The organism is Pseudomonas sp. GW822-FHT07A10 (assembly GCF_058798795.1).
In genome coordinates this window covers 266,653-285,842 of sequence record NZ_JBXAKV010000005.1, presented here as the reverse complement: position 1 = coordinate 285,842, position 19,190 = coordinate 266,653, and the positions used below count along the sequence as shown (strand labels likewise).

14 protein-coding genes are annotated in these 19,190 nt (G+C 62.0%); 2 read left to right on the top strand and 12 right to left on the bottom strand.

Annotated elements, in window-relative coordinates; all coding sequences use genetic code 11:
• Genes AC1RL4_RS11430 through fdnG form a run of 3 tightly spaced genes read right to left on the bottom strand, consistent with a single transcriptional unit; the run spans nt 1 to nt 4,661 of the window.
• Nucleotides 1–654 (bottom strand): formate dehydrogenase subunit gamma, encoded by a 654-nt coding sequence (locus tag AC1RL4_RS11430; RefSeq protein ID WP_019578977.1) that lies wholly within the window; start codon nt 652–654, stop codon nt 1–3.
• A complete protein-coding gene (fdxH, locus tag AC1RL4_RS11425) occupies nt 651–1,595 on the bottom strand; it encodes a formate dehydrogenase subunit beta (protein WP_019578978.1) in 945 nt (314 codons plus the stop codon). Before fdxH ends, AC1RL4_RS11430 begins: the two co-directional genes overlap by 4 nt.
• The gene (gene fdnG / locus AC1RL4_RS11420; RefSeq protein WP_155954653.1) at nt 1,596–4,661 is read right to left on the bottom strand and encodes a formate dehydrogenase-N subunit alpha; all 3,066 of its coding nucleotides are present in this window, start codon (nt 4,659–4,661) and stop codon (nt 1,596–1,598) included.
• Between the two features lie 236 nt (nt 4,662–4,897).
• Here fdnG and AC1RL4_RS11415 point away from each other — a divergent pair, with 236 nt between their 5' ends.
• Nucleotides 4,898–6,052 (top strand): MalY/PatB family protein, encoded by a 1,155-nt coding sequence (locus AC1RL4_RS11415; protein ID WP_028940573.1) that lies wholly within the window; start codon nt 4,898–4,900, stop codon nt 6,050–6,052.
• Nucleotides 6,053–6,054: 2 nt separating this feature from the next.
• On the opposite strand, the gene AC1RL4_RS11410 is transcribed toward AC1RL4_RS11415, so the two are convergent.
• Both AC1RL4_RS11410 and AC1RL4_RS11405 read right to left on the bottom strand, forming a co-directional pair.
• Nucleotides 6,055–8,346: an ATP-dependent DNA helicase gene (locus AC1RL4_RS11410; protein WP_028940572.1), complete on the bottom strand. Its 2,292-nt coding sequence runs from the start codon at nt 8,344–8,346 to the stop codon at nt 6,055–6,057.
• Nucleotides 8,343–10,010 (bottom strand): VRR-NUC domain-containing protein, encoded by a 1,668-nt coding sequence (locus AC1RL4_RS11405; RefSeq protein WP_230172678.1) that lies wholly within the window; start codon nt 10,008–10,010, stop codon nt 8,343–8,345. Before AC1RL4_RS11405 ends, AC1RL4_RS11410 begins: the two co-directional genes overlap by 4 nt.
• Nucleotides 10,011–10,217: 207 nt before the next feature.
• Here AC1RL4_RS11405 and AC1RL4_RS11400 point away from each other — a divergent pair, with 207 nt between their 5' ends.
• Nucleotides 10,218–10,442 (top strand): YgdI/YgdR family lipoprotein, encoded by a 225-nt coding sequence (locus AC1RL4_RS11400; protein ID WP_019578984.1) that lies wholly within the window; start codon nt 10,218–10,220, stop codon nt 10,440–10,442.
• A 180-nt stretch (nt 10,443–10,622) separates the two neighbouring features.
• On the opposite strand, the gene AC1RL4_RS11395 is transcribed toward AC1RL4_RS11400, so the two are convergent.
• The 7 genes from AC1RL4_RS11395 to AC1RL4_RS11365 form a co-directional block, all read right to left on the bottom strand.
• Nucleotides 10,623–11,702 carry a tartrate dehydrogenase gene (locus tag AC1RL4_RS11395; protein WP_019578985.1) on the bottom strand — a complete coding sequence of 360 codons (1,080 nt, stop codon included), beginning with the start codon at nt 11,700–11,702 and terminating at the stop codon, nt 10,623–10,625.
• Between the two features lie 40 nt (nt 11,703–11,742).
• Nucleotides 11,743–13,200, bottom strand: a complete 1,458-nt coding sequence (locus tag AC1RL4_RS11390; protein WP_019578986.1) for an NAD-dependent succinate-semialdehyde dehydrogenase — start codon at nt 13,198–13,200, stop codon at nt 11,743–11,745.
• Nucleotides 13,201–13,349: 149 nt separating this feature from the next.
• Complete coding sequence (gene argE / locus AC1RL4_RS11385) at nt 13,350–14,507, bottom strand: acetylornithine deacetylase (protein WP_019578987.1); 1,158 nt, start codon at nt 14,505–14,507, stop codon at nt 13,350–13,352.
• Entirely contained in the window at nt 14,504–15,673 is a 1,170-nt protein-coding gene (locus tag AC1RL4_RS11380) for an NAD(P)/FAD-dependent oxidoreductase (protein WP_096480201.1), read from the bottom strand. The genes argE and AC1RL4_RS11380 overlap by 4 nt, the downstream gene beginning before the upstream one ends.
• Nucleotides 15,670–17,061: an FAD/NAD(P)-dependent oxidoreductase gene (locus tag AC1RL4_RS11375; RefSeq protein WP_096480200.1), complete on the bottom strand. Its 1,392-nt coding sequence runs from the start codon at nt 17,059–17,061 to the stop codon at nt 15,670–15,672. Before AC1RL4_RS11375 ends, AC1RL4_RS11380 begins: the two co-directional genes overlap by 4 nt.
• A complete protein-coding gene (locus AC1RL4_RS11370) occupies nt 17,043–17,351 on the bottom strand; it encodes a (2Fe-2S)-binding protein (protein WP_018925981.1) in 309 nt (102 codons plus the stop codon). Before AC1RL4_RS11370 ends, AC1RL4_RS11375 begins: the two co-directional genes overlap by 19 nt.
• Nucleotides 17,348–19,189, bottom strand: coding sequence for an ABC transporter ATP-binding protein (locus AC1RL4_RS11365; RefSeq protein WP_105341693.1), 1,842 nt, complete (start codon nt 19,187–19,189; stop codon nt 17,348–17,350). The genes AC1RL4_RS11370 and AC1RL4_RS11365 overlap by 4 nt, the downstream gene beginning before the upstream one ends.
• Between the last annotated feature and the right edge of the window lies 1 nt (nt 19,190).

Here is a 19,190-nt window from a genome sequence, read left to right as displayed (position 1 = left end):
TCATCCTTTTTTGCTGATCGGTCGCTCAGGCGTCTCGTCACCGGTCACTTCCCGGTACCAGAGCCCATGGTGTTTTCTCGCCCAGGCGCGGCTGACCCGGCCATGCACCATGGCGTCGACCGAACCGCGAATCCAGATACCCGCGTAGACATGGACGATGATGCTCAGCACCAGGATGAATCCCGCCAACGCATGCAGCAGCATCGCCCAGCGGATGCTGGTGATGCCGAAGTACGCACTGAACCAGGCACGCCAGATCACCAATCCGCTGAACAGCAGCACCAGCATGCAGATCAGCAATACCCAGAACAGCAGCTTCTGCCCCGGGTTGTATTTGCCGATCGGCGGCACGCCCTCCTCCTCGTTACGGATCACCAGCCCGACACGCCTGAGCCACAGCCGGTCGTTGGTGATGAAGTAGTTCGCCCGCCAGAAACTGCACACCAGGCCGAGGAACAGCACAAACATCGTCAGGCCCAGGTACGGATGCAGAATGCGCGTCCACGGACCGCCGCCAAACAGGTTGCTGAGCCAGAACAAGCCCGGATGGAACAAGGCCAGCCCCGACAGCGCAGCCATCAGGAACACAATCGCCACTAGCCAGTGGTTGGTGCGCTGGTTGACGGTGTAGCGCACGATCGGTTTGTCGTTCATGGCCTGTCCTCCCCGCCGGGTTTGCTTGGATCGAAGGTGTGCACCGACGGATCGAACTCATGCACGGCAGGGTCGACGGTGGTCGGATGTTCGTCCTCCTCGACCAGTTGTGGCCCGACGCGCACGTAGTGGAAGAACCCGGCCAGCACCGCCGCGCCCATGGCCAACAGCGCCAGGGGTTTGCTCAGGCCTTTCCACAGGTCCACCAGCGGACTGATCGCCGGGTGATCCGGCAACCCGGCGTACAACCTGGGCGTGTCGGCATGGTGCAGCACGTACATCACGTGGGTGCCGCCGACGCCCGCGGGGTCATACAAACCGGCGTTGTCGAAGCCGCGGCTCTTGAGGTCGACGATGCGTTCGGCGGCGTGTTCCTTCATGTCTTCCTTGCTGCCGAACACGATGGCGCCGGTCGGACAGGTTTTCACGCAGGCCGGTTCCAGCCCCACCGCCACCCGGTCCGAACACAGCGTGCATTTATAGGCCTTGTGGTCCTTTTGCGAGATGCGCGGAATGTTGAACGGGCAACCGGTGATGCAATAGCCGCAGCCGATGCAATGGTCCTGATCGAAGTCGACGATGCCGTTGGCGTGCTTGATGATCGCGCCGGGGCTCGGGCATGCCGCCAGGCAGCCGGGCTCGGCGCAGTGCATGCAGCCGTCCTTGCGGATCAACCATTCGAGGTTGCCGGCGTCGGTTTCATGCTCGGTGAAGCGCATCAGGGTCCAGGTGTCTGCGCTGAGGTCGTGCGGGTTGTCGTAGGTGCCCAGGTTGTGACCGACGTCGTCACGTAGCTCGTTCCATTCCGAGCAGGCGACCTGGCAAGCCTTGCAGCCAATGCACTTGGTGGTGTCGATCAGCTTGGCCACTTCCCCTTGGGTACGCACCGAGGGCGGCACGGTGGTGGTGGCCGAACGGGCGATGATGTCTTGGCTGGCCATTTAGATTTTCTCCACGTTGACCAGGAATGACTTGGATTCCGGGGTCTGTGTGTTGCCATCGCCGAGGAACGGCACCAAGGTGTTGGTCAGGTAACCGTGACGGGTGGCGCCGGTGAAACCCCAGTGCAACGGGATACCGATCTGGTGCACCACCTGATTGTTGACCTGCAGCGGACGAATCCGCTTGGTCACCACCGCCACTGCTTCGATATGCCCGCGCTTGGAACTGACCCGCACCCGGTCGCCGGCGGCAATCCCCTTCTCCTTGGCCAGCGCCTCGCCGATTTCGACGAATTGCTCGGGCTGGGTTATGGCGTTGATCGGGCAATGCTTGGTCCAGAAGTGGAAGTGTTCAGTCAGCCGGTAGCTGGTCGCTGCATAAGGAAAGTCCTTGGCCTGGCCCAGGGTGTCCCAGACCGAATCGAAGATCCGCCCGGCCGGGTTGCTGGTCGCCTGTTTGTTGTTGGGGTGCATCGGGTTGATGCCGATGGGCGTCTCGAACGGTTCATAGTGTTCGGGGAATGGCCCTTCGTTCATCTTGTCGAGGGCGAAGAACCGCGCCACGCCTTCGGGGTTCATGATGAACGGGTTCATCCCGGCTTCCGGCGGCACATCGACCTTGTAGTCGGGCACGTCGGTGCCGGTCCAGACCTTGCCGTTCCACCACACCAGCCGCTTTTTCGCATCCCACGGTTTGCCTTGAGGGTCGCAAGAGGCGCGGTTATAGAGAATCCGTCGGTTCGCCGGCCAGGCCCAGGCCCAGCCGAGGTTCTGCTTCATGCCGTAAGGATCACTGTTGTCACGACGGGCCATGTTGTTGCCCTGCTCGGTCCAACTGCCGCAGAAGATCCAGCAACCGGAGGCCGTGCTGCCATCGTCCTTGAGCTGGGCGAAACCGGACAGCTGCTGACCGGCCTTGACCACCGCGCCCGAAGCGTCGGTGACATCGGCGATGGCGTAGCCGTTGAATTCCCGGGCCAGTTCTTCCGGTGTCGGGTCATCCGGTACTTTGTAGGGCCAGTCGAGCTTGAGGATCGGCTCGGCCCAGGCGCCACCATTGGCCTGGTAACGCTGGCGCAGACGCATGAACAGCTCGCTCATGATCTTCACGTCAGTGCGCGCCTGTCCCGGGCCGTCGGCCCCCTTCCAGTGCCATTGCAGCCAGCGGCCGCTGTTGACCAGCGAGCCGTTTTCTTCGGCAAAACAGGTGGTGGGCAGGCGGATGACTTCGGTCTGGATGTCGGCCGTTTGCACATCGTTGTAAGGCCCGACGTTGCGCCAGAACTCCGAGGTCTCGGTGGCCAGCGGGTCCATCACCACCAGCCACTTGAGTTTGGCCAGTGCCTTCATCACCCGGTTCTTGTCCGGCAAGGCGGCAATCGGGTTGAAGCCCTGGCACATGTAGCCGTTGACCTGGCCCTTGCCCATCATGTCGAACATTTTCAGGATGTCGTAGCCGGGAATATCCAGTTTCGGCAGCCAGTCATAGCCCCAGTGATTCTCGGCGGTGGCATTGGCGCCGTACCAGGCTTTCATCAGGCTGACGTGAAACTTGCCGTAGTTCTGCCAGTAGGACATCTGCCCGGGACGCAGCGGTTTGAGTGCGCGTTTGGCGATGTAGGCGTTGTAGTCCTGTTCGGCTTCGGACGGCAGGGTCAGGTAACCGGGCAACAGGTTAGACAGCAAGCCGAGGTCGGTCAGGCCCTGGATGTTGGAGTGCCCACGCAAAGCGTTGACGCCCCCGCCCGGCATGCCGATGTTGCCCAGCAGCAGTTGCACCATGGCCGCGCTGCGGATCATCTGCGAGCCGATCGAGTGCTGGGTCCAGCCCAGGGCATAGAGAATCGTCATGGTCTTGCCCGGTTGCGCACACGTGGCAATCTCTTCCCAGATTTTCTTCATCGCGTCGGTGGGCATGCCACAGACCTGACTGGCCAGCTCCAGGGTGTAGCGGCTGTAATGCTGCTTCATCAATTGATAGACGCAGTGTGGATCCTGCAAGGTCGGGTCGACTTTGGCAAAGCCGTCCTCGCCGATCTCATACCCCCAGCCGGACTTGTCGGTGTAGCTGCGCTTGCTCGCGTCGTAACCGCTGAACAAGCCATCCTCGAAACCGTAGCCGGCCTTGACGATGAACGACACGTCCGTATAGCTCCGCACGTATTCGTGCTGGATCTTGTCTTCGGTCAGCAGGTAATTGATCAGCCCGCCCATGAAGGCGATGTCGGTGCCGGTGCGGATCGGTGCGTAATAGTCCGCCACCGAGGCCGTACGGGTGAAACGCGGGTCGACCACAATCAGCCGCGCCTTGTTGTGGGCTTTGGCTTCGGTCACCCATTTGAAACCGCAAGGGTGCGCTTCTGCTGCGTTGCCGCCCATCACCAGAACCAGATTCGCGTTGGCGATATCGGTCCAGTGGTTGGTCATGGCACCACGGCCATACGTCGGGGCAAGACTTGCCACCGTCGGGCCATGTCAGACACGTGCCTGGTTATCGAACCCCAGCATGCCCAGACTGCGAATGACCTTGTGGGTGATGTAACCCGCTTCGTTGGACGAGGCCGAGGCCGCGAGGAAACCGGTGGTCAGCCAGCGGTTCACCGTTTGCCCCTGGGCGTTCTTCTCGATGAAGTTGGCGTCACGGTCGGCCTTCATCAGGTCGGCGATGCGGTCCAGCGCTTCATCCCAGGAGATCCGCGTCCACTCCTTGGTGCCGGGCTTGCGCACCTGCGGGTATTGCAGACGGCTGGGGCTGTGAATGAAGTCGAGCAGGCCTGCGCCTTTGGGGCAGAGGGTGCCGCGATTGACCGGGTGGTCGGCATCGCCTTCGATGTGAATGATGCTCTGGGCGACATTCTTCGCATTGTCGCCCTGGCTGTACATGATCAAGCCGCAGCCGACCGAGCAGTACGGGCAGGTGTTGCGGGTTTCATGGGTATGGGCGAGCTTGAAATGACGCACTTGTTCGGCGAAGGCTGGCGTCGGGGCCATGCCCAGCGCGCCAAGGGTGGATCCTGCAAGGCCGAGACCAGCGACCTTGAAGAACTGACGACGGTTGAGGTCCATCGTGCACTCCTGATCAGGTGGAAACCCGGTGCGTTGGCCGGGTTTTTCTGGACGATCACAGTGACGGCAACGGAACTACCGCCAATTAGAACTTTAGACAATGTTGTGCTGCGCGGTCTGAAAACCGACCGTCGGCGGCTTGCCGGTCATGCTCTGTTGCACAACTCGCCAGCGGTGAAGGTTGGCGCTTATCATGGCCGCCGGATTACCCCCCTCTGCCTTTTATGAGACTGAGCATGACTTTCGATTTTGATCAGGTGTTCGACCGCCATGGCACCGGCAGTACCAAATGGAGCCGTTACCCGGCCGATGTATTGCCGATGTGGGTCGCCGACATGGACTTCGCCGCACCGCCGGCGATCATTCAGGCTCTGCAAAAACGCCTGGAACACCCGATGCTCGGTTACAGCGTGGCCCAGGATGACTTGCGTGACGCCATCGTCGCCGACCTGTGGGACAAGTACGCTTGGCGTGTGCAGCCCCAGGAACTGGTGTTCCTGCCGGGTATAGAATCAGGCTTCAACATGGCCCTGCATGCACTGGTTCAGCCGCAACAAAACGTGGTCGTGCAAACACCCAACTACCCGCCGCTGCGCCATGCGCCGGGCCACTGGCAGCTGAACAAGGTCGAACTGGACTTCAACGCGCTGGCCGATGGCACGTACGCCACGCCACTCGATGCCTTGCGCCAGGCACTGCAAGGAGGCGGCGCGCTGTTGCTGAGCAACCCACATAACCCGCTGGGCAAGGTCTTCCCCCGGGAAGAACTGCAAGCGGTTGCCGACATCTGCCTGGAACAGGATGCCTGGATCATCTCCGACGAGATCCACTCCGAGCTGTGCTTCGACGGGCGCGTGCACATTCCGACCGCCTCGCTCAGCCCGCAGATCGCTAAGCGCACCATCACTCTGATGTCAGCCAGCAAGGCCTACAACATCGCTGGCCTGAAGACTGCGTTCATGATCATTCAAGACGCAGCGCTGCTCCATCGCGTCAACCATGCCCGCTGCGGCATGGTCGACAGCGTCAACCCGCTGGGCCTGGAAGCCACCCGCGTCGCCTACAGCGAAGGCCGCCCCTGGCTGACCGAACTCATGGCCTACCTGCAAAGCAATCGGGACTATCTGGTGGAGGCAGTTCGCACGCGGCTGCCGGGTGTGACCATGAGCGTTCCTCAGGGCACCTATCTGGCGTGGCTTGATTGCACAGCACTGGGGCTGGACAACCCGCAGCAGTTCTTCCTCGAACAGGCCAAAGTCGGGCTGAGCGCCGGGCTGGATTTCGGCGATCACGCCCAGCAATTCGTGCGCCTGAACTTCGGCTGCCCACGGGCGTTGCTGGAAGAAGGGATTGCGCGGATGGAGCGTAGTTTGCGTAACCGCAAGGCCTGACTCTACTCGGGCTCGCTCCCACAAGGGGGTTTGTGTGCCTTCTCGACCGCCCACCAACGCGGCAGTAATTGCTTGACCTTACTCTCGCCAAACCGGTCGTCGATCAGCATCACCACCCCTTGATCCTCCCGCGTACGGATCACCCTTCCTGCCGCCTGCACCACTTTCTGCACACCTGGAAACAGGTAGGTGTAGTCATAACCGGCACCGAAAATCGCCGCCATGCGCTGTTTCAGTTGCTCGTTGACCGGATTGAGTTGCGCGAGCCCCAGGGTGGCGATGAAGGCGCCAATCAATCGGGCGCCGGGCAAATCGATGCCTTCACCGAACGCGCCACCCAGCACTGCAAACCCGATGCCCTGCCCGTCGGCGGTGAACTGGTCGAGAAAGTCCTGACGCTGCGCTTCCCCCATACCCCGGGACTGCGACCACAGCGTGATCTGCGGATACCGCTCGGCCAGCAGCTGCGCCACTTGCTGCAAATAATCGAAACTGCTGAAAAACGCCAGGTAGTTGCCGGGGCGTTGGCTGAACTGTTTGGCGATCAGCTCGACGATGGGCGCAAGGGACGCTTGACGGTGGACGAACCGCGTGGAGATCTGGCTGACGATGTGCACTTGCAGCTGATCGGCGTGAAATGGCGATTCCACATCGATCCAAACCGTGTTCGCCGGGGTGCCCAGCAGGTCGGCGTAGTAATGCCGAGGGCTCAAGGTCGCGGAAAACAGCACCGTGCTGCGCGCTGCGGTCAGGCGCGGGCGGATGAAACCGGCGGGTACCACATTGCGCAGGCACAGCTGCGACAGATTGCGCTTGCGCTCGAGGTCACGCTTGCTGATGTCGAACAGGAAATGCTCGTCGAACAGTTCAGCCACGCGGCCGAATTGCAGCATGTCGAAGTAAAAATTCTGCAACCCGCTGTTCAGGCCCTGAGGGTGTTCATTCAGGTAGTCGCCGATGCTCGCGCAACACAAGGACAAGGCCTGAAGCAGTTTTTCCGGGGCTTTGTCGTAGGCCTGATAGGGGCCGAGTTGCTGATCGTGCAAGGCATTCCATTCACGATTGACTCGCTGCAAGGATCTCTTTAACGACTCGGGCGCGGTTTTTCGTACGCCGTTCAAAGTCGCCTGGTCGAGACTGGCGCTGTACATCTGCCGGCCGCGCTCCACCAGGTTGTGGGCCTCGTCCACCAGCACCGCGACGTTCCAGTTATTGGCCTGGGCCAGCCCGAACAGCAACGCGCTGAAGTCGAAGTAGTAGTTGTAGTCGGCGACCACCACGTCCGCCCAGCGGGCCATTTCCTGGCTTAAGTAATAAGGACAAACCTCGTGCTGCAGGGCAACCTCACGCAAGGCACTCTGGTTCAACAGGCTCAATTGACTGGCGGCCTGACGCGCGTCCGGCAGACGATCATAAAAACCCTGCGCCAACGGGCAGGATTCGCCATGACAGGCCTTGTCCGGGTGCTCGCAAGCCTTGTCCCGGGCGATCATCTCGAGGACTCGCAACGGCTGCGCATCGGCGCTGTCGAGGATCACCTGAGCGGCGTCCAGCGCCAATTTGCGCCCCGGGGTTTTCGCCGTGAGGAAAAACACCTTGTCCAGTTGCTGCGGCGCCAGGGCCTTGAGCATCGGGAACAGCGTGCCAATCGTCTTGCCGATACCGGTCGGCGCCTGGGCCATCAGACAGCGGCCGGTGCTGACCGCCTTGAACACCGATTCGGCCAGATGCCGTTGGCCGGGGCGAAAATCGGCATGGGGAAAGCTCAGCTGTTGAGCCGCCAGATTGCGCCCTTCGCGATGGGCCATTTCCTGCTCGGCCCAGTGCAGGAACAACCCGCAGTGGTGCTCGAAGAACAGCTGCAAGTCGGCGGCGCTGAAGGTCTCGACCAGACAGGTTTCCTTCTCGCTGACGATGTCGAAGTACACCAGCGCCAGGTCGATCTGCGCCAAATCCAGTTTCTGACACATCAACCAGCCATAGACTTTCGCCTGCGCCCAGTGCAACTGCCGGTGGTTGGCCGGTTGCTTGCTCAGGTCGCCCCGATAGGTTTTGATTTCTTCGAGGCAGTTTTGCCCCGGATCGTAGCCGTCCGCCCGGCCTTTCACGGTCAAGGTTCGATACTGGCCTTCGAGCGCGACCTCGTTCTGGTAACCCTCGCTGCGTCGTGACGCCACGGTGCGATGGCCGACAATGCCTTCCAGCGCGGTTGGCGACGGGGTGAAGCGCAGGTCGAGGTCGCCGACCTTGGCGGTGAATTCACACAACGCCCGCACCGCGATGCTGTAGCTCAAGCGCCCTGCTCCACCCATTGCACGTAGCAAACGGCAATCGGCATCTGGTGCTCGTGACAGAACTCCAGCCACCGCAATTGGTTGTCTTGCAGGCGATCGCCGGGGCCTTTGACTTCGATCATTCGGTAGGTCTTGTGTTGCGGCCAGAACTGGATCAAGTCCGGCATGCCGGCGCGGTTGGCCTTGATGTCGAGCAGCAGTCGATTGAACCAGTGCTTGAGGTGTTCGGCGGGCAGACAGTCGAGCGCCTGCTCCAGCAGTTCCTCGCTCAGCGCGCCCCAGAATACGAACGGCGACTGCACGCCCCACTTGGCGCTGTAACGCTCGCGGATGGTCTGGGCGTAACGCCCGTCATCGAGTTCGGCAAGACAAGCCTGGAACAAATCCGCGCGCCGAGCATGAAAGTCTTCGTTGTGCAGGTCCACCGGGCCGCGCTGGAATGGGTGAAAAAACGCCCCCGGCAACGGGGCGAAGATCGCCGGCCAGCACAGCAACCCGAACAGCGAGTTGATCAGGCTGTTCTCGACGTAATGCACCGGTGCCGACTCGTCCGCCAGATGCTCCTGAACGTAATACTCCACCGACAATGCCGGGTCGTGCCTGGGCAATTGCAGGTCCAGGCGCTGCATGGGCCGCGGGGCTGGCCGCTTGATCGGCGGCCCGCCCAGTTTGCGCCGCAGCCTGGGCAGCACACGCAATAAATGCTGATGTTCGGTGGCGCTTTCCGGGGTTTGCTCGGCGTGGCTCGCCAAATCCATGGCCAGTTGAAATTCACCACAGCGCTCCAGCACGCGAATCAGCCGCAGGCGTGCGCCGGGGTAGGCGCAATCGCGGTAGAGGCCCAGGGCGGTGGAAAAATCCGCCATGCGTTCGCAGTGCTGAGCGATCTGGAACAGCAGCTTGGCCCGACGTCTTTGCAGCCAGGGATTGGCGAGTTCCAGCCTGTTGATCTGCTCGACAACCACCGCCACCTTTTCACCGGCCTCGAAATGCTGCTGACAGCTGTGCAGGAACAGGCAGGCGTCGACGTCTTCGCGGCTGCGCAAGCCTCGGGACTCGGCGCAAAACTCGACTTTTTCGTAGGTGTAGATGCCCAGGTCAGCCAGAACGAATTCCGACCAATCCTGGTAAAGATTGCCGAAGAACATCAGGCGCAACCGATCGCACAGGCCCATGACGGTCAGGCTGAACAGCCGGTCATCCAGTGCCGGGCACCACTGGGCAAAACTTTGCTCTTCAGGAAACTGCTCGCTCAGGGCCGGCAGCCAATCGCTCTTTTTGCCTTTCGGTTGATCGATGGCGTCGCCAAAACACTGGAGAATCTCGGCCTTGAGCAGCACCTCGAACACCTCCTCGACAGGCAGCGGCAACTGCTCGTCGATCCAGCCCAGGGCCAGTAGCGGCTTAGCGGCGCTGGCGATGTCGCCGATTTCGACGTAACTCAGTTTGCCGACCCTGAAATGCACGCCCTTGCGCATCACCAATCTGACCAACAAAGCCTGGGACTCGCGGGGCAGTCGATTGAAGTCGCGGATGAAATCCTGCTCTTCGATGCTGAGTACATCGGCATAACGATGCTCAAGCCAATCAAGCACTTGCATGAAGTTGTTCAAGTAATAGAACGGGTCATCGAGCGGATTTACAATCACGGGCAATCGGGCCATGGCAAGCGAATACTGGTTATGCGTACAGATACCAGCTATGCCCCACCCGGTGCAAACGGAAAAGGATAAGTGGCGACGCTATCGGGCAATTTTCGGGTGACCATCGAACTTTCTGCCATTCCATCGCACCAACCGCGTTAGAAGCACAGTGAGGATTGATCTCGAATGAGGCGTTCGCATTGTTTTTATTGAGTGATGGAGGTGTGTATGAATATCAAGACTCTGGGTTTGCCCCTGGCGGTAGCGGCCTTTCTGGCCCTGACCGGTTGCTCGACGCCAACAGTCGTGACCCTGCAGAACGGCACCCAGTATTTGACCAAGGACATGCCGAACACCAAGGGCAAGGATGGCTTCTTCGAGTTCGAAGATATTTCCGGGGCGAAAGTGAAAGTCCGCGCCGATGACGTGGCCACGATTCGCAAGGAAGACTGATCCCTTGCGTTCGGCCGTAGCAGCTGTCGAGCCTGCGAGGCTGCGATCGGCGACGAAGTCGTCGTAAATCCTGCCCACGGTTTAGCTGAAACACCGCAGTGCCTGATTTCACGACTGCTGCGCAGCCGAACGCAGTCTCGCAGGCTCGACAGCTGCTACACAAGGAGTGCGTCGCAGGCTTTAAAGCGCTTGCGCGATCGCCTTGCCGACCTCCTGAGTCGAGCCCTTCCCGCCCAGGTCCGGGGTGATCGGTCCCTCGGCAATCACCCGTTCGATCGCCTGCAGAATCCCGTCGTGCGCAGCGCGATAGCGCTCATCGCCGTTGCCCAGAAAATCCAGCATTAACGCGCCGGACCAGATCATCGCGATCGGGTTGGCAATGTTGCGCCCGTAGATGTCCGGGGCCGAACCGTGCACCGGTTCGAACAGCGATGGAAAACGCCGCTCGGGATCGAGGTTGGCCGATGGTGCAATGCCAATGGTGCCGGCACAGGCAGGTCCCAGGTCGGACAGGATGTCGCCGAACAGGTTCGACGCCACCACCACATCGAACCGGTCCGGTTGCAGTACAAAACGCGCGCACAGGATGTCGATGTGCTGTTTGTCCCAAGTGATGTCCGGGTACTGCGCGGCCATCAATGCCGTGCGTTCGTCCCAGTACGGCATGCTGATGGATATCCCGTTGGACTTGGTTGCCGCCGTCAGGCGTTTGCGCGGTCGGGTCTGGGCCAGGTCGAAGGCGAACTTGAGAATCCGGTCCACGCCGCGTCGGGTGAACACCGACTCTTGCAGCACGAACTCATGTTCGGTGCCTTCGAACATCTTGCCGCCGACCGAGGAATACTCGCCCTCGGTGTTCTCGCGGATCACTACGAAATCGATGTCCCCTGGTTTGCGCCCGGCCAGCGGGCACGGCACGCCAGGAAACAGACGTACCGGGCGAATGTTCACGTATTGGTCGAAGTCGCGACGAAACTTCAGCAGTGAGCCCCACAAAGAAATGTGGTCCGGCACCTTGTCCGGCCAGCCGACGGCGCCAAAGTAGATCGCATCGAACCCCTTGAGCTGGTCGAACCAATCGTCGGGCATCATTTGCCCGTGTTCCAGGTAGTAATCGCAGTGAGCCCAGTCGAGCACTTCGATGCTCAGCTCCAACTGCCACTTCTTCGCGGCTTGCTCCAGTACCCGCAACCCTTCCGGCAGGACTTCCTTGCCGATGCCATCGCCGGCAATCGCGGCGATTCTGAATGGTTTACTCATCAATCATGCCTCGCAAAATGGCTGTGCAATCGTTGCCGGGTTACAGCCCACCGATATGGAAGGCTTTGACTTCTAGGTATTCATCCAGCCCGTACTTGCTGCCTTCACGACCCAGCCCAGACTGCTTGATGCCGCCGAACGGCGCGACTTCCATGGAAATGAGCCCGGTGTTGAGGCCGACCATGCCGAACTCCAGCGCCTCGCCGAACCGCCAGGAACGGCGTAAATCCTGAGTGAAATAGTAGGCCCCCAGACCAAAAGGCGTGGCATTGGCCAAGGCCAGCGCTTCGGCCTCAGAGGTAAACCGCATCAACGGCGCCACCGGGCCGAAGGTTTCTTCGTTGGCCAGCAGCATGCCGGCGTGGGTGTCGCCAAGGACGGTCGGCTGAACGAACTGGTTGTCGCCTTCAGGAATGCCGCCACAGAGCAAACGCGCACCCTGGCTCAGGGCATCGTCGATGTGCCGCGCGACCTTGCTCACCGCCGCCGGGTTGATCAGCGGGCCGATGGTCACGTCGGCGTCCAGACCATTGCCGACCTTGAGTTTGCCCACCTCCTCCACCAGTCGCTGGGCGAAGCGTTCGTAGATGCCATCCTGCACCAGAATGCGGTTGGCACAGACGCAGGTCTGCCCGGCGTTGCGGAATTTGCTGAGCATGATCCCGGTTACCGCCTGCTCCAGGTCGGCATCGTCGAACACAATGAACGGCGCGTTGCCGCCCAGTTCCAGGCTCAAGCGCTTGATGTGTTCGGCACTCTGGCGCATCAGCAGTCGACCGACCGCAGTGGAGCCGGTGAAGGAGATCTTGCGCACCGTTGGGTTGCCGGTCAGTTCTTCGCCGATGCCAGCGGGCATGCCGGTCAGCACGTTGAACACCCCGGCCGGAATGCCGACGCGTTCGGCGAGTACCGCCAGGGCCAGGGCCGACAGCGGGGTCAGGTCCGAGGGTTTGACGATGATCGGGCACCCGGCGGCCAGGGCCGGCGCGCACTTGCGGGTGATCATCGCGTTGGGGAAATTCCAGGGGGTGATCGCGGCACACACGCCGACCGGTTGCTTGAGGGTCAACAGGCGGCGGTCGCCGCTGGGGGCCGGCATGGTTTCGCCATAAACCCGGCGGGCCTCTTCGGCGAACCATTTGACGAACCCGGCACCGTAGCGGATTTCACCCTTGGCTTCGTTCAGCGGTTTGCCCTGCTCGCAGGTCATGATCAAGGCGAGGTCGTCGAGGTTGTCGATCATCGCCTGGTACCAGCGCTCCAACAGCGCCGCCCGTTCTGCCGCAGGCCGTGCGCGCCACGCCGGCCAGGCCCGCTCGGCGGCTTCGATGGCGCGTCGGGTTTCTGCGCCCTGCATGGCCGGCACCCGGGCAAGCAACTGGCCGGTGGCCGGGTCGATGACGTCCAGGGTCGCGGCGTTATCGGCGCCGATCCACTGCCCGTCCACATAAGCGAGTTCTGCCAGAAGGCTGGGGTCTTTCAAACGATTCTTGAGCATGGTCGAGTCCTGATCCGAGACATTTCCAGTCTAGGGAGGTGCCACGGATAAGGATGCTGAAAGCGTTTGATGGGCAGTGTTGGATGCTGAAATTCGCGGTGGGACGGCAGGCTCTACCGGCAAGCAGAAATCAAAAGATCTTGACGATCTCAAAGTTTCAGGGAGCCCAGCAATCCCTCCAGAAACCGCTCCCCAGCCTGCATCTGGCTGATCTCGATGAACTCGTCCGGCTTGTGCGCCTGTTCGATCGAGCCCGGGCCGCAGACTACTACCGGTACATCCAGACGCTGCTTGAACAACCCGCCCTCGGTGCCGAACGAGACTTTGGCGGTGCCGGTGTCCGGCGCGGCGAAGTTTTTCAGGAAGCGCACCGCTTCAACGCTCGGGTGGGTATCGAGGCCCGGATAGACGTTGAGGGTTTCGATCTCGATGTCTGCCACGCTGGACAGCTTTTTCGCCTCGCGCACGATCACTTCTGCACGCTCGCGCATCTGCTCCAGGAACTGATCCAGATCGTCCGCCGGCAAGTTACGTACCTCGAAATCCAGGGTGCACAGGTTCGGCACGATGTTCAGCGCCTTGCCGCCGACAATCTGCCCGACGTGCACGGTGCTGTAAGGCACGTCGTAATCGGCATCCTGCGCACCCTGCTCTTGCAGTTGCTGCTGGCTCTGGCGCAGAGCCGCGATGAAATCGCAGGCCACGTGAATCGCATTGACCGAACGCGGCGCCAACGAGGAATGCGCTTCCAGGCCACGGCAGTAAGTGCGGTAAGACCCCTTGCCCTTGTGCCCCAGCACGAACTGCATGTTGGTCGGCTCACCGATCAGGCACAAAAACGGCCGCACTGGCGCCAGGTGCAGCACGTCGAGTAAACGTCGTACACCGACGCAGCCGGTTTCTTCGTCATGGGACAAGGCGATTTGCAGCGGTCGGCTCAACGAATGGTCGGCGGCATCGAGCATGGCGTCGATGGCCAACGCGATAAACCCCTTCATGTCGCAACTGCCGCGCCCGTAAATCCGCCCGTCCTGCACCGTCGCCTCAAACGCCGGCAAGGTCCAGGCCTGGCCTGCCGCCGGCACTACGTCGGTGTGGCCGGACAACAGAATGCCTGGTAACTCTTTAGGGCCGGTGCTGGCGAACAGGTTGGCCTTTTTACCCGTTTCGTCCTTGACGATCAGTGACTCGATGCCCTTGGTCAGCAGCAAGTCGCGTACGTACTCGATCAGGGCCATGTTCGACTCCGAAGACACGGTGTCGAAGGCCATCAAGCGTTTGAGAATATCCAGTACACGGGGTTTCATGAGGCCCTGCTCCTTTGCTCGGTTGTCCGTTGCTCGGCTGAAGAGGTGAACCGGCGGATCGAGAACGGCTCAATCGAAGTGCTGGTGCTGCCGGTGCTGATGAGTTCGGCCATCACGTCGCCGACGCCTGGGCCGAGCTGGAAGCCATGACCGCAGAAGCCGAACGCATAGTACAAACCGTCAACGTTGCCGCTGGGGCCCATCACCGGCAGGGAATCGGGCAAGTAGCCTTCAATGCCGCTCCACACGCGGATGATGTTCAGGTTGCCGACGCCCGGCAGCAGGCGACGCATCTGGTCCATCTGATTGAGAATGCTGCGCGGCTCGACATAGGCGCGGCGGTTGAGCATGTCCGGTTTGCTGCGGTAGCCGCCACCGATGATGATGTTGCCGCGCGGGATCTGGCGGAAGTAGATCACTTCTTCGGGGATCTTGGTGTACACGCCGATCACCGTTGGCAAGGCGTACGGCACCGGTTCGGTCACGGCCATTTGTGGGCCGTTGGTATCCAGCGGCACCGGTTCGCCGAACTGCGCCGAGAGTTTCTGGCCCCAGGCGCCGGCGGTGATCAACAAGCGCTCGGCGCTGAACTGTCGGCCATCGGTGGTGGTGACGGTGAACTCGCCGGCAACTTTCTGCACTTCAGCGACTTCCGTCTGTTCCTCGATCCGCGCCCCGAGGCGGCGTGCCGCCCGGGCAAATGCCGGGGCTGCCAGACGCGGGTTGGCGTGGCCGTCGTGGGGCGCGTAAGAGCCGCCCTTCACGTCCGGCCCGAGGAACGGAAAGCGCTGGTGCAGTTCGGCGCCACGATAGATTTTCAAGTCCAGTTGCGCCGCCTCGGGCGCCGCCGCGTAGGCTTCCAGCTCCGGGATCTCATCCTCGCGGTAACACACGCGCATGTGCCCGCTGGCGATGAATTCGAGGTCGTCGTCGATCAGCTCAGGCAAGCGTTTCCACAGCGCCCAGGAACGGTTGGCCAATTCCAGTTGACCGAGGAAGCGTCCCTGACGCCGGACGTTGCCGAAGTTCACGCCGCTGGCGTACTGACCAATCTGGTCGCGCTCCAGCAGAATCACCGACTGCCCGCGCTGGCGCAGGAAAAACGCCGCCGCCGAGCCCATCAGGCCGCCGCCGACAATCACTACATCGGCTTTGTGTAGCGTCATGGCGACACCTCCTCGGTGAGCATCGAAAGGGGTTTGACCGGAGCCTGTCCACGCTGCCGACCGACCTGTTGCACACTGACGCCTGCCGCCGCCGCGATCACTTCGGCCCCGGCCTGGGAGCAATAACGCCCCTGGCAGCGGCCCATGCCGACCCGGCTGAAGGCCTTGGCCCGATTGACTTCACAGGCCCCCTTCTCGCTCACGGTACGGCGCAACTCGCCGGCGCTGATCATCTCGCAGCGACAGACGATGGCTGAGTCCGGCAAGGCTTTGGCTTGCGCCGCCGGCCAGGGAAACGCCTGGGCCAGGCCGAGGCGAAACTCATCCATCACCGCCAGCGCGTGGCGTTGTTCGTCACGCAAACCGGCGTTCACCGGTTGCTGCAGATCCTCCAGCAACGCCATGGCCGCCAGGCGCCCGGCGTGCTCGGCGGCATCGGCGCCGCGAATCTTCGAACCGTCCCCGGCGGCATACACACCGTTGACCGAGGTGCGGCCCTCTTCATCGACGGCCAGCCACCACTGGCTGGACGCCTCATCGAAGCGCATGCGACAACCGGCCAGATCGGCCAGTTGGGTTTCCGGGCGCAAGTGATAACCCAGCGCCACGGCATCACAGTCCACCGTTAACGTCTCACCGCGCGCGGTACGCACCCGCACACCGCTGACGCCACTGGCCGCGTAGCCTTGCACCTGAAGCGGCGAAATCCCCAGATGCACCGGGATTTTCGCCCGGTACAACTGCGCCAGTAACTTCATCCCGGTGAACAGCAATCCCGGACGCGCCATCAGCTTCGGCACTGCCGCGATACGCTTGCTGAGGGGCGAAGTGTCGAGCACCGCCGCCACATTCGCGCCTGCTTTGACGTATTGGCTGGCGACCAGATACAGCAACGGCCCGCTGCCCATGAACACCACGCGGTGGCCGATGGACACCGCCTGGGACTTGAGCGCGATTTGCGCCCCGCCAAGGCTGTAGGTGCCTGCCAACTGCCAGCCTTCGATCGGCATCAAGCGGTCGGTGGCGCCGGTGCAGAGGATCAGCGCATCGTAATCCACCGTCGAGTGCTTGCCCTGGCTGACGCAGCACAATTGCCCCGGCGTCAGGTTCCACACCAGCGTGTCGGGGCGGTAGTCGATTTGCCCGCGCAATCGGTCGAAACTCTGGTGCAGATTCTTGGCCTTGGCCGCTTCGGTGCCATACAGGGTGGCGTAGTCCCGGGTAAAACCTTCGGGTTGGCGCCGGTAGATCTGCCCGCCATCCCGGCGATTCTCATCGATCAGGATCGGTTTCAAGCCAGCCGCCAGCAGCGTTTCGGCACAGCGAATGCCGGCCGGCCCGGCGCCGACAATAACCACTCGTTGAGCGCTCAGCCGTGCAGTGGCCATATTGCCTCCGGTTGTGTGGTGACGATGTCCAGCCCTTCGCGGACTTCATTGGAACAGGCGCGCAAACGCTCGCCGCTGCGGGTCCAGACCCAGCAATCCTGGCAGGCGCCCATCAGGCAGAAACCGGCGCGGCGGCCCGAGTCGAATTCCGATTGGCGCAGCGCCGAGCCCTGGGTCAGCAACGCGACCATTAATGTGTCGCCCTGCAACGCCTCAATGGGCGAACCGTCCACCGTCAGCTTGACGGTCGGCCGGCCCTGCTCGGCCAGCCTCACAAAACGCCCTTTCATGCATAAGCTCCCAGGCTCATGGTGGATAAACCCTGCTGTGTTTTCAGCAACTCGGCACTGTCGTGATGACAAAGAATTTCGCTACCGCCGTCGATAATCCGTCGGTTCGGCGCGGTTTGATTGCACAGGCCGTCGACCCGCACCGGGCAGCGACTGAGAAAGGTGCACAGCTCTGGCACATTGGCCTTGGCGCCAATCGGCGGCAGCGTGCCGCAGGTGGTGCCGCAGTTTTCCAGCCAGCCCTGACGCAGTTCCGGCACCGAATGGATCAACAGGTCGGTGTAAGGATGGAACGGTGCCTGGGCAAACGCCTGCCGGCTGCCGGCCTGAACCTTGTGGCCGCTGTACATCACCACGATGTCGTCGCACAGCGCGCGCACGGTGGAGATGTCATGGCTGATGAACAGATACGACACGCCCAGTTGCTGACGCAGGTCGCGCAGCAGTTCGAGAATCGCCGCGCCGACCACGGTGTCCAGCGCCGAGGTCACCTCGTCGCAGAGGATCAGGTCCGGTTTGGCTGCCAGGGCTCGGGCCAGGTTGACCCGCTGCTTTTGCCCGCCGGAGAGTTCATTCGGACGGCGTTCGGCCATGGCGCGCGGCAAGCGCACCAGGTCCAGCAGTTCGCCGATGCGCTCGCGCAGCGCGGCGCCCTTGAGGCCGAAGTACATTTTCAGCGGACGGCTCAGAATAGTGCTGACGCTGTGCATCGGGTTGAGCGCGGTGTCGGCATTCTGGAACACCATCTGAATCCGGCGGAACTGCTCATCGGTGCGCTCGGACAGGCTGCCGCCCAGTGGCTGGCCATCGAAGGTCAGGCCGCCCAAGGCCGGCGTCAGCAACCCGGCCACCACCCGCGCCAGGGTCGACTTGCCGGAGCCCGACTCACCGATCACACCAATGGCCTGGCCCCGGCGCACGGTCAGGTCGATATCTTCCAGCACGCGAATCGACGGCATGCCTTGCAGGTTCTTGTTGCCGTAACCGGCGGTCAGCCCCTGGATGGTCAGCAGCGGTGTTTCTTCAGCGATGCCGCAAGGTGGGCGGATCGTCGTGTCCGGGCGGGCCGCCAGCAGCAGGCTGCGGGTGTATTCGTGGGCCGGGGCCTTGAGCAGCGGCGCGGTGGCGCTCTGCTCGAAAATCTGTCCGCCGTTGAGCACCACAATCTGATCGGCCATTTGCGCTACGACCGCCAAATCATGGGACACATAGACCGCCGTCGCCCCACGTTCGCGGACCACCCGCTTGAAGGCGCGCAGCACGTCGATCTGCGTCGTCACGTCGAGGGCGGTGGTCGGCTCGTCGAGCACCACCAGCAGCGGATCGCTGATCAGCGCCATGGCCGCCATTACCCGTTGCAACTGCCCGCCGGATACTTGGTGCGGGTAACGCTGGCCAATGTGATCGGGGTCCGGCAAGGCCAGATCGCGGAACAGTTCGATGGCTTTGGCTTCCAGCACGGCCCGGCTACCCAGGCCGTGAATCAATGCGCCCTCCACCACTTGATCGATCAGTTTTTTCGCCGGGTTGAACGCAGCGGCGGCGCTCTGGGCAATGTACGACACCCGATTGCCGCGCAGGCCTTGCAGTTCGCTTTCACTCAACGCCAGCATGTCGTGCTCGCCGACTTGCACCACGCCGGACGCCAATCGACAACCGCGTCGGGCATAGCCGAGCAGCGCCAGGGCGATGGTGGTCTTGCCGGAGCCGGACTCACCGATCAACGCCAACACTTCACCTTTGGCCAGGGAGAAGCTCACGCCTTTGACGATCTCCACTTCGCCACGCTCGCCGCAAGCGACCACGCGCAGGTCTTCGACTCGAATCAAATCACTCATT

Excerpts from the sequence above, each read along its gene's own strand:
- AC1RL4_RS11430 (WP_019578977.1), bottom strand. The coding sequence starts at position 654 with ATGAACGACAAACCGATCGTGCGCTACACCGTCAACCAGCGCACCAAC.
- fdxH (WP_019578978.1), bottom strand. The coding sequence starts at position 1,595 with ATGGCCAGCCAAGACATCATCGCCCGTTCGGCCACCACCACCGTGCCG.
- AC1RL4_RS11415 (WP_028940573.1), top strand. The coding sequence starts at position 4,898 with ATGACTTTCGATTTTGATCAGGTGTTCGACCGCCATGGCACCGGCAGT.
- AC1RL4_RS11405 (WP_230172678.1), bottom strand. The coding sequence starts at position 10,010 with ATGGCCCGATTGCCCGTGATTGTAAATCCGCTCGATGACCCGTTCTAT.
- AC1RL4_RS11400 (WP_019578984.1), top strand. The coding sequence starts at position 10,218 with ATGAATATCAAGACTCTGGGTTTGCCCCTGGCGGTAGCGGCCTTTCTG.
- AC1RL4_RS11395 (WP_019578985.1), bottom strand. The coding sequence starts at position 11,702 with ATGAGTAAACCATTCAGAATCGCCGCGATTGCCGGCGATGGCATCGGC.
- AC1RL4_RS11390 (WP_019578986.1), bottom strand. The coding sequence starts at position 13,200 with ATGCTCAAGAATCGTTTGAAAGACCCCAGCCTTCTGGCAGAACTCGCT.
- argE (WP_019578987.1), bottom strand. The coding sequence starts at position 14,507 with ATGAAACCCCGTGTACTGGATATTCTCAAACGCTTGATGGCCTTCGAC.
- AC1RL4_RS11380 (WP_096480201.1), bottom strand. The coding sequence starts at position 15,673 with ATGACGCTACACAAAGCCGATGTAGTGATTGTCGGCGGCGGCCTGATG.
- AC1RL4_RS11375 (WP_096480200.1), bottom strand. The coding sequence starts at position 17,061 with ATGGCCACTGCACGGCTGAGCGCTCAACGAGTGGTTATTGTCGGCGCC.
- AC1RL4_RS11370 (WP_018925981.1), bottom strand. The coding sequence starts at position 17,351 with ATGAAAGGGCGTTTTGTGAGGCTGGCCGAGCAGGGCCGGCCGACCGTC.
- AC1RL4_RS11365 (WP_105341693.1), bottom strand. The coding sequence starts at position 19,189 with ATGAGTGATTTGATTCGAGTCGAAGACCTGCGCGTGGTCGCTTGCGGC.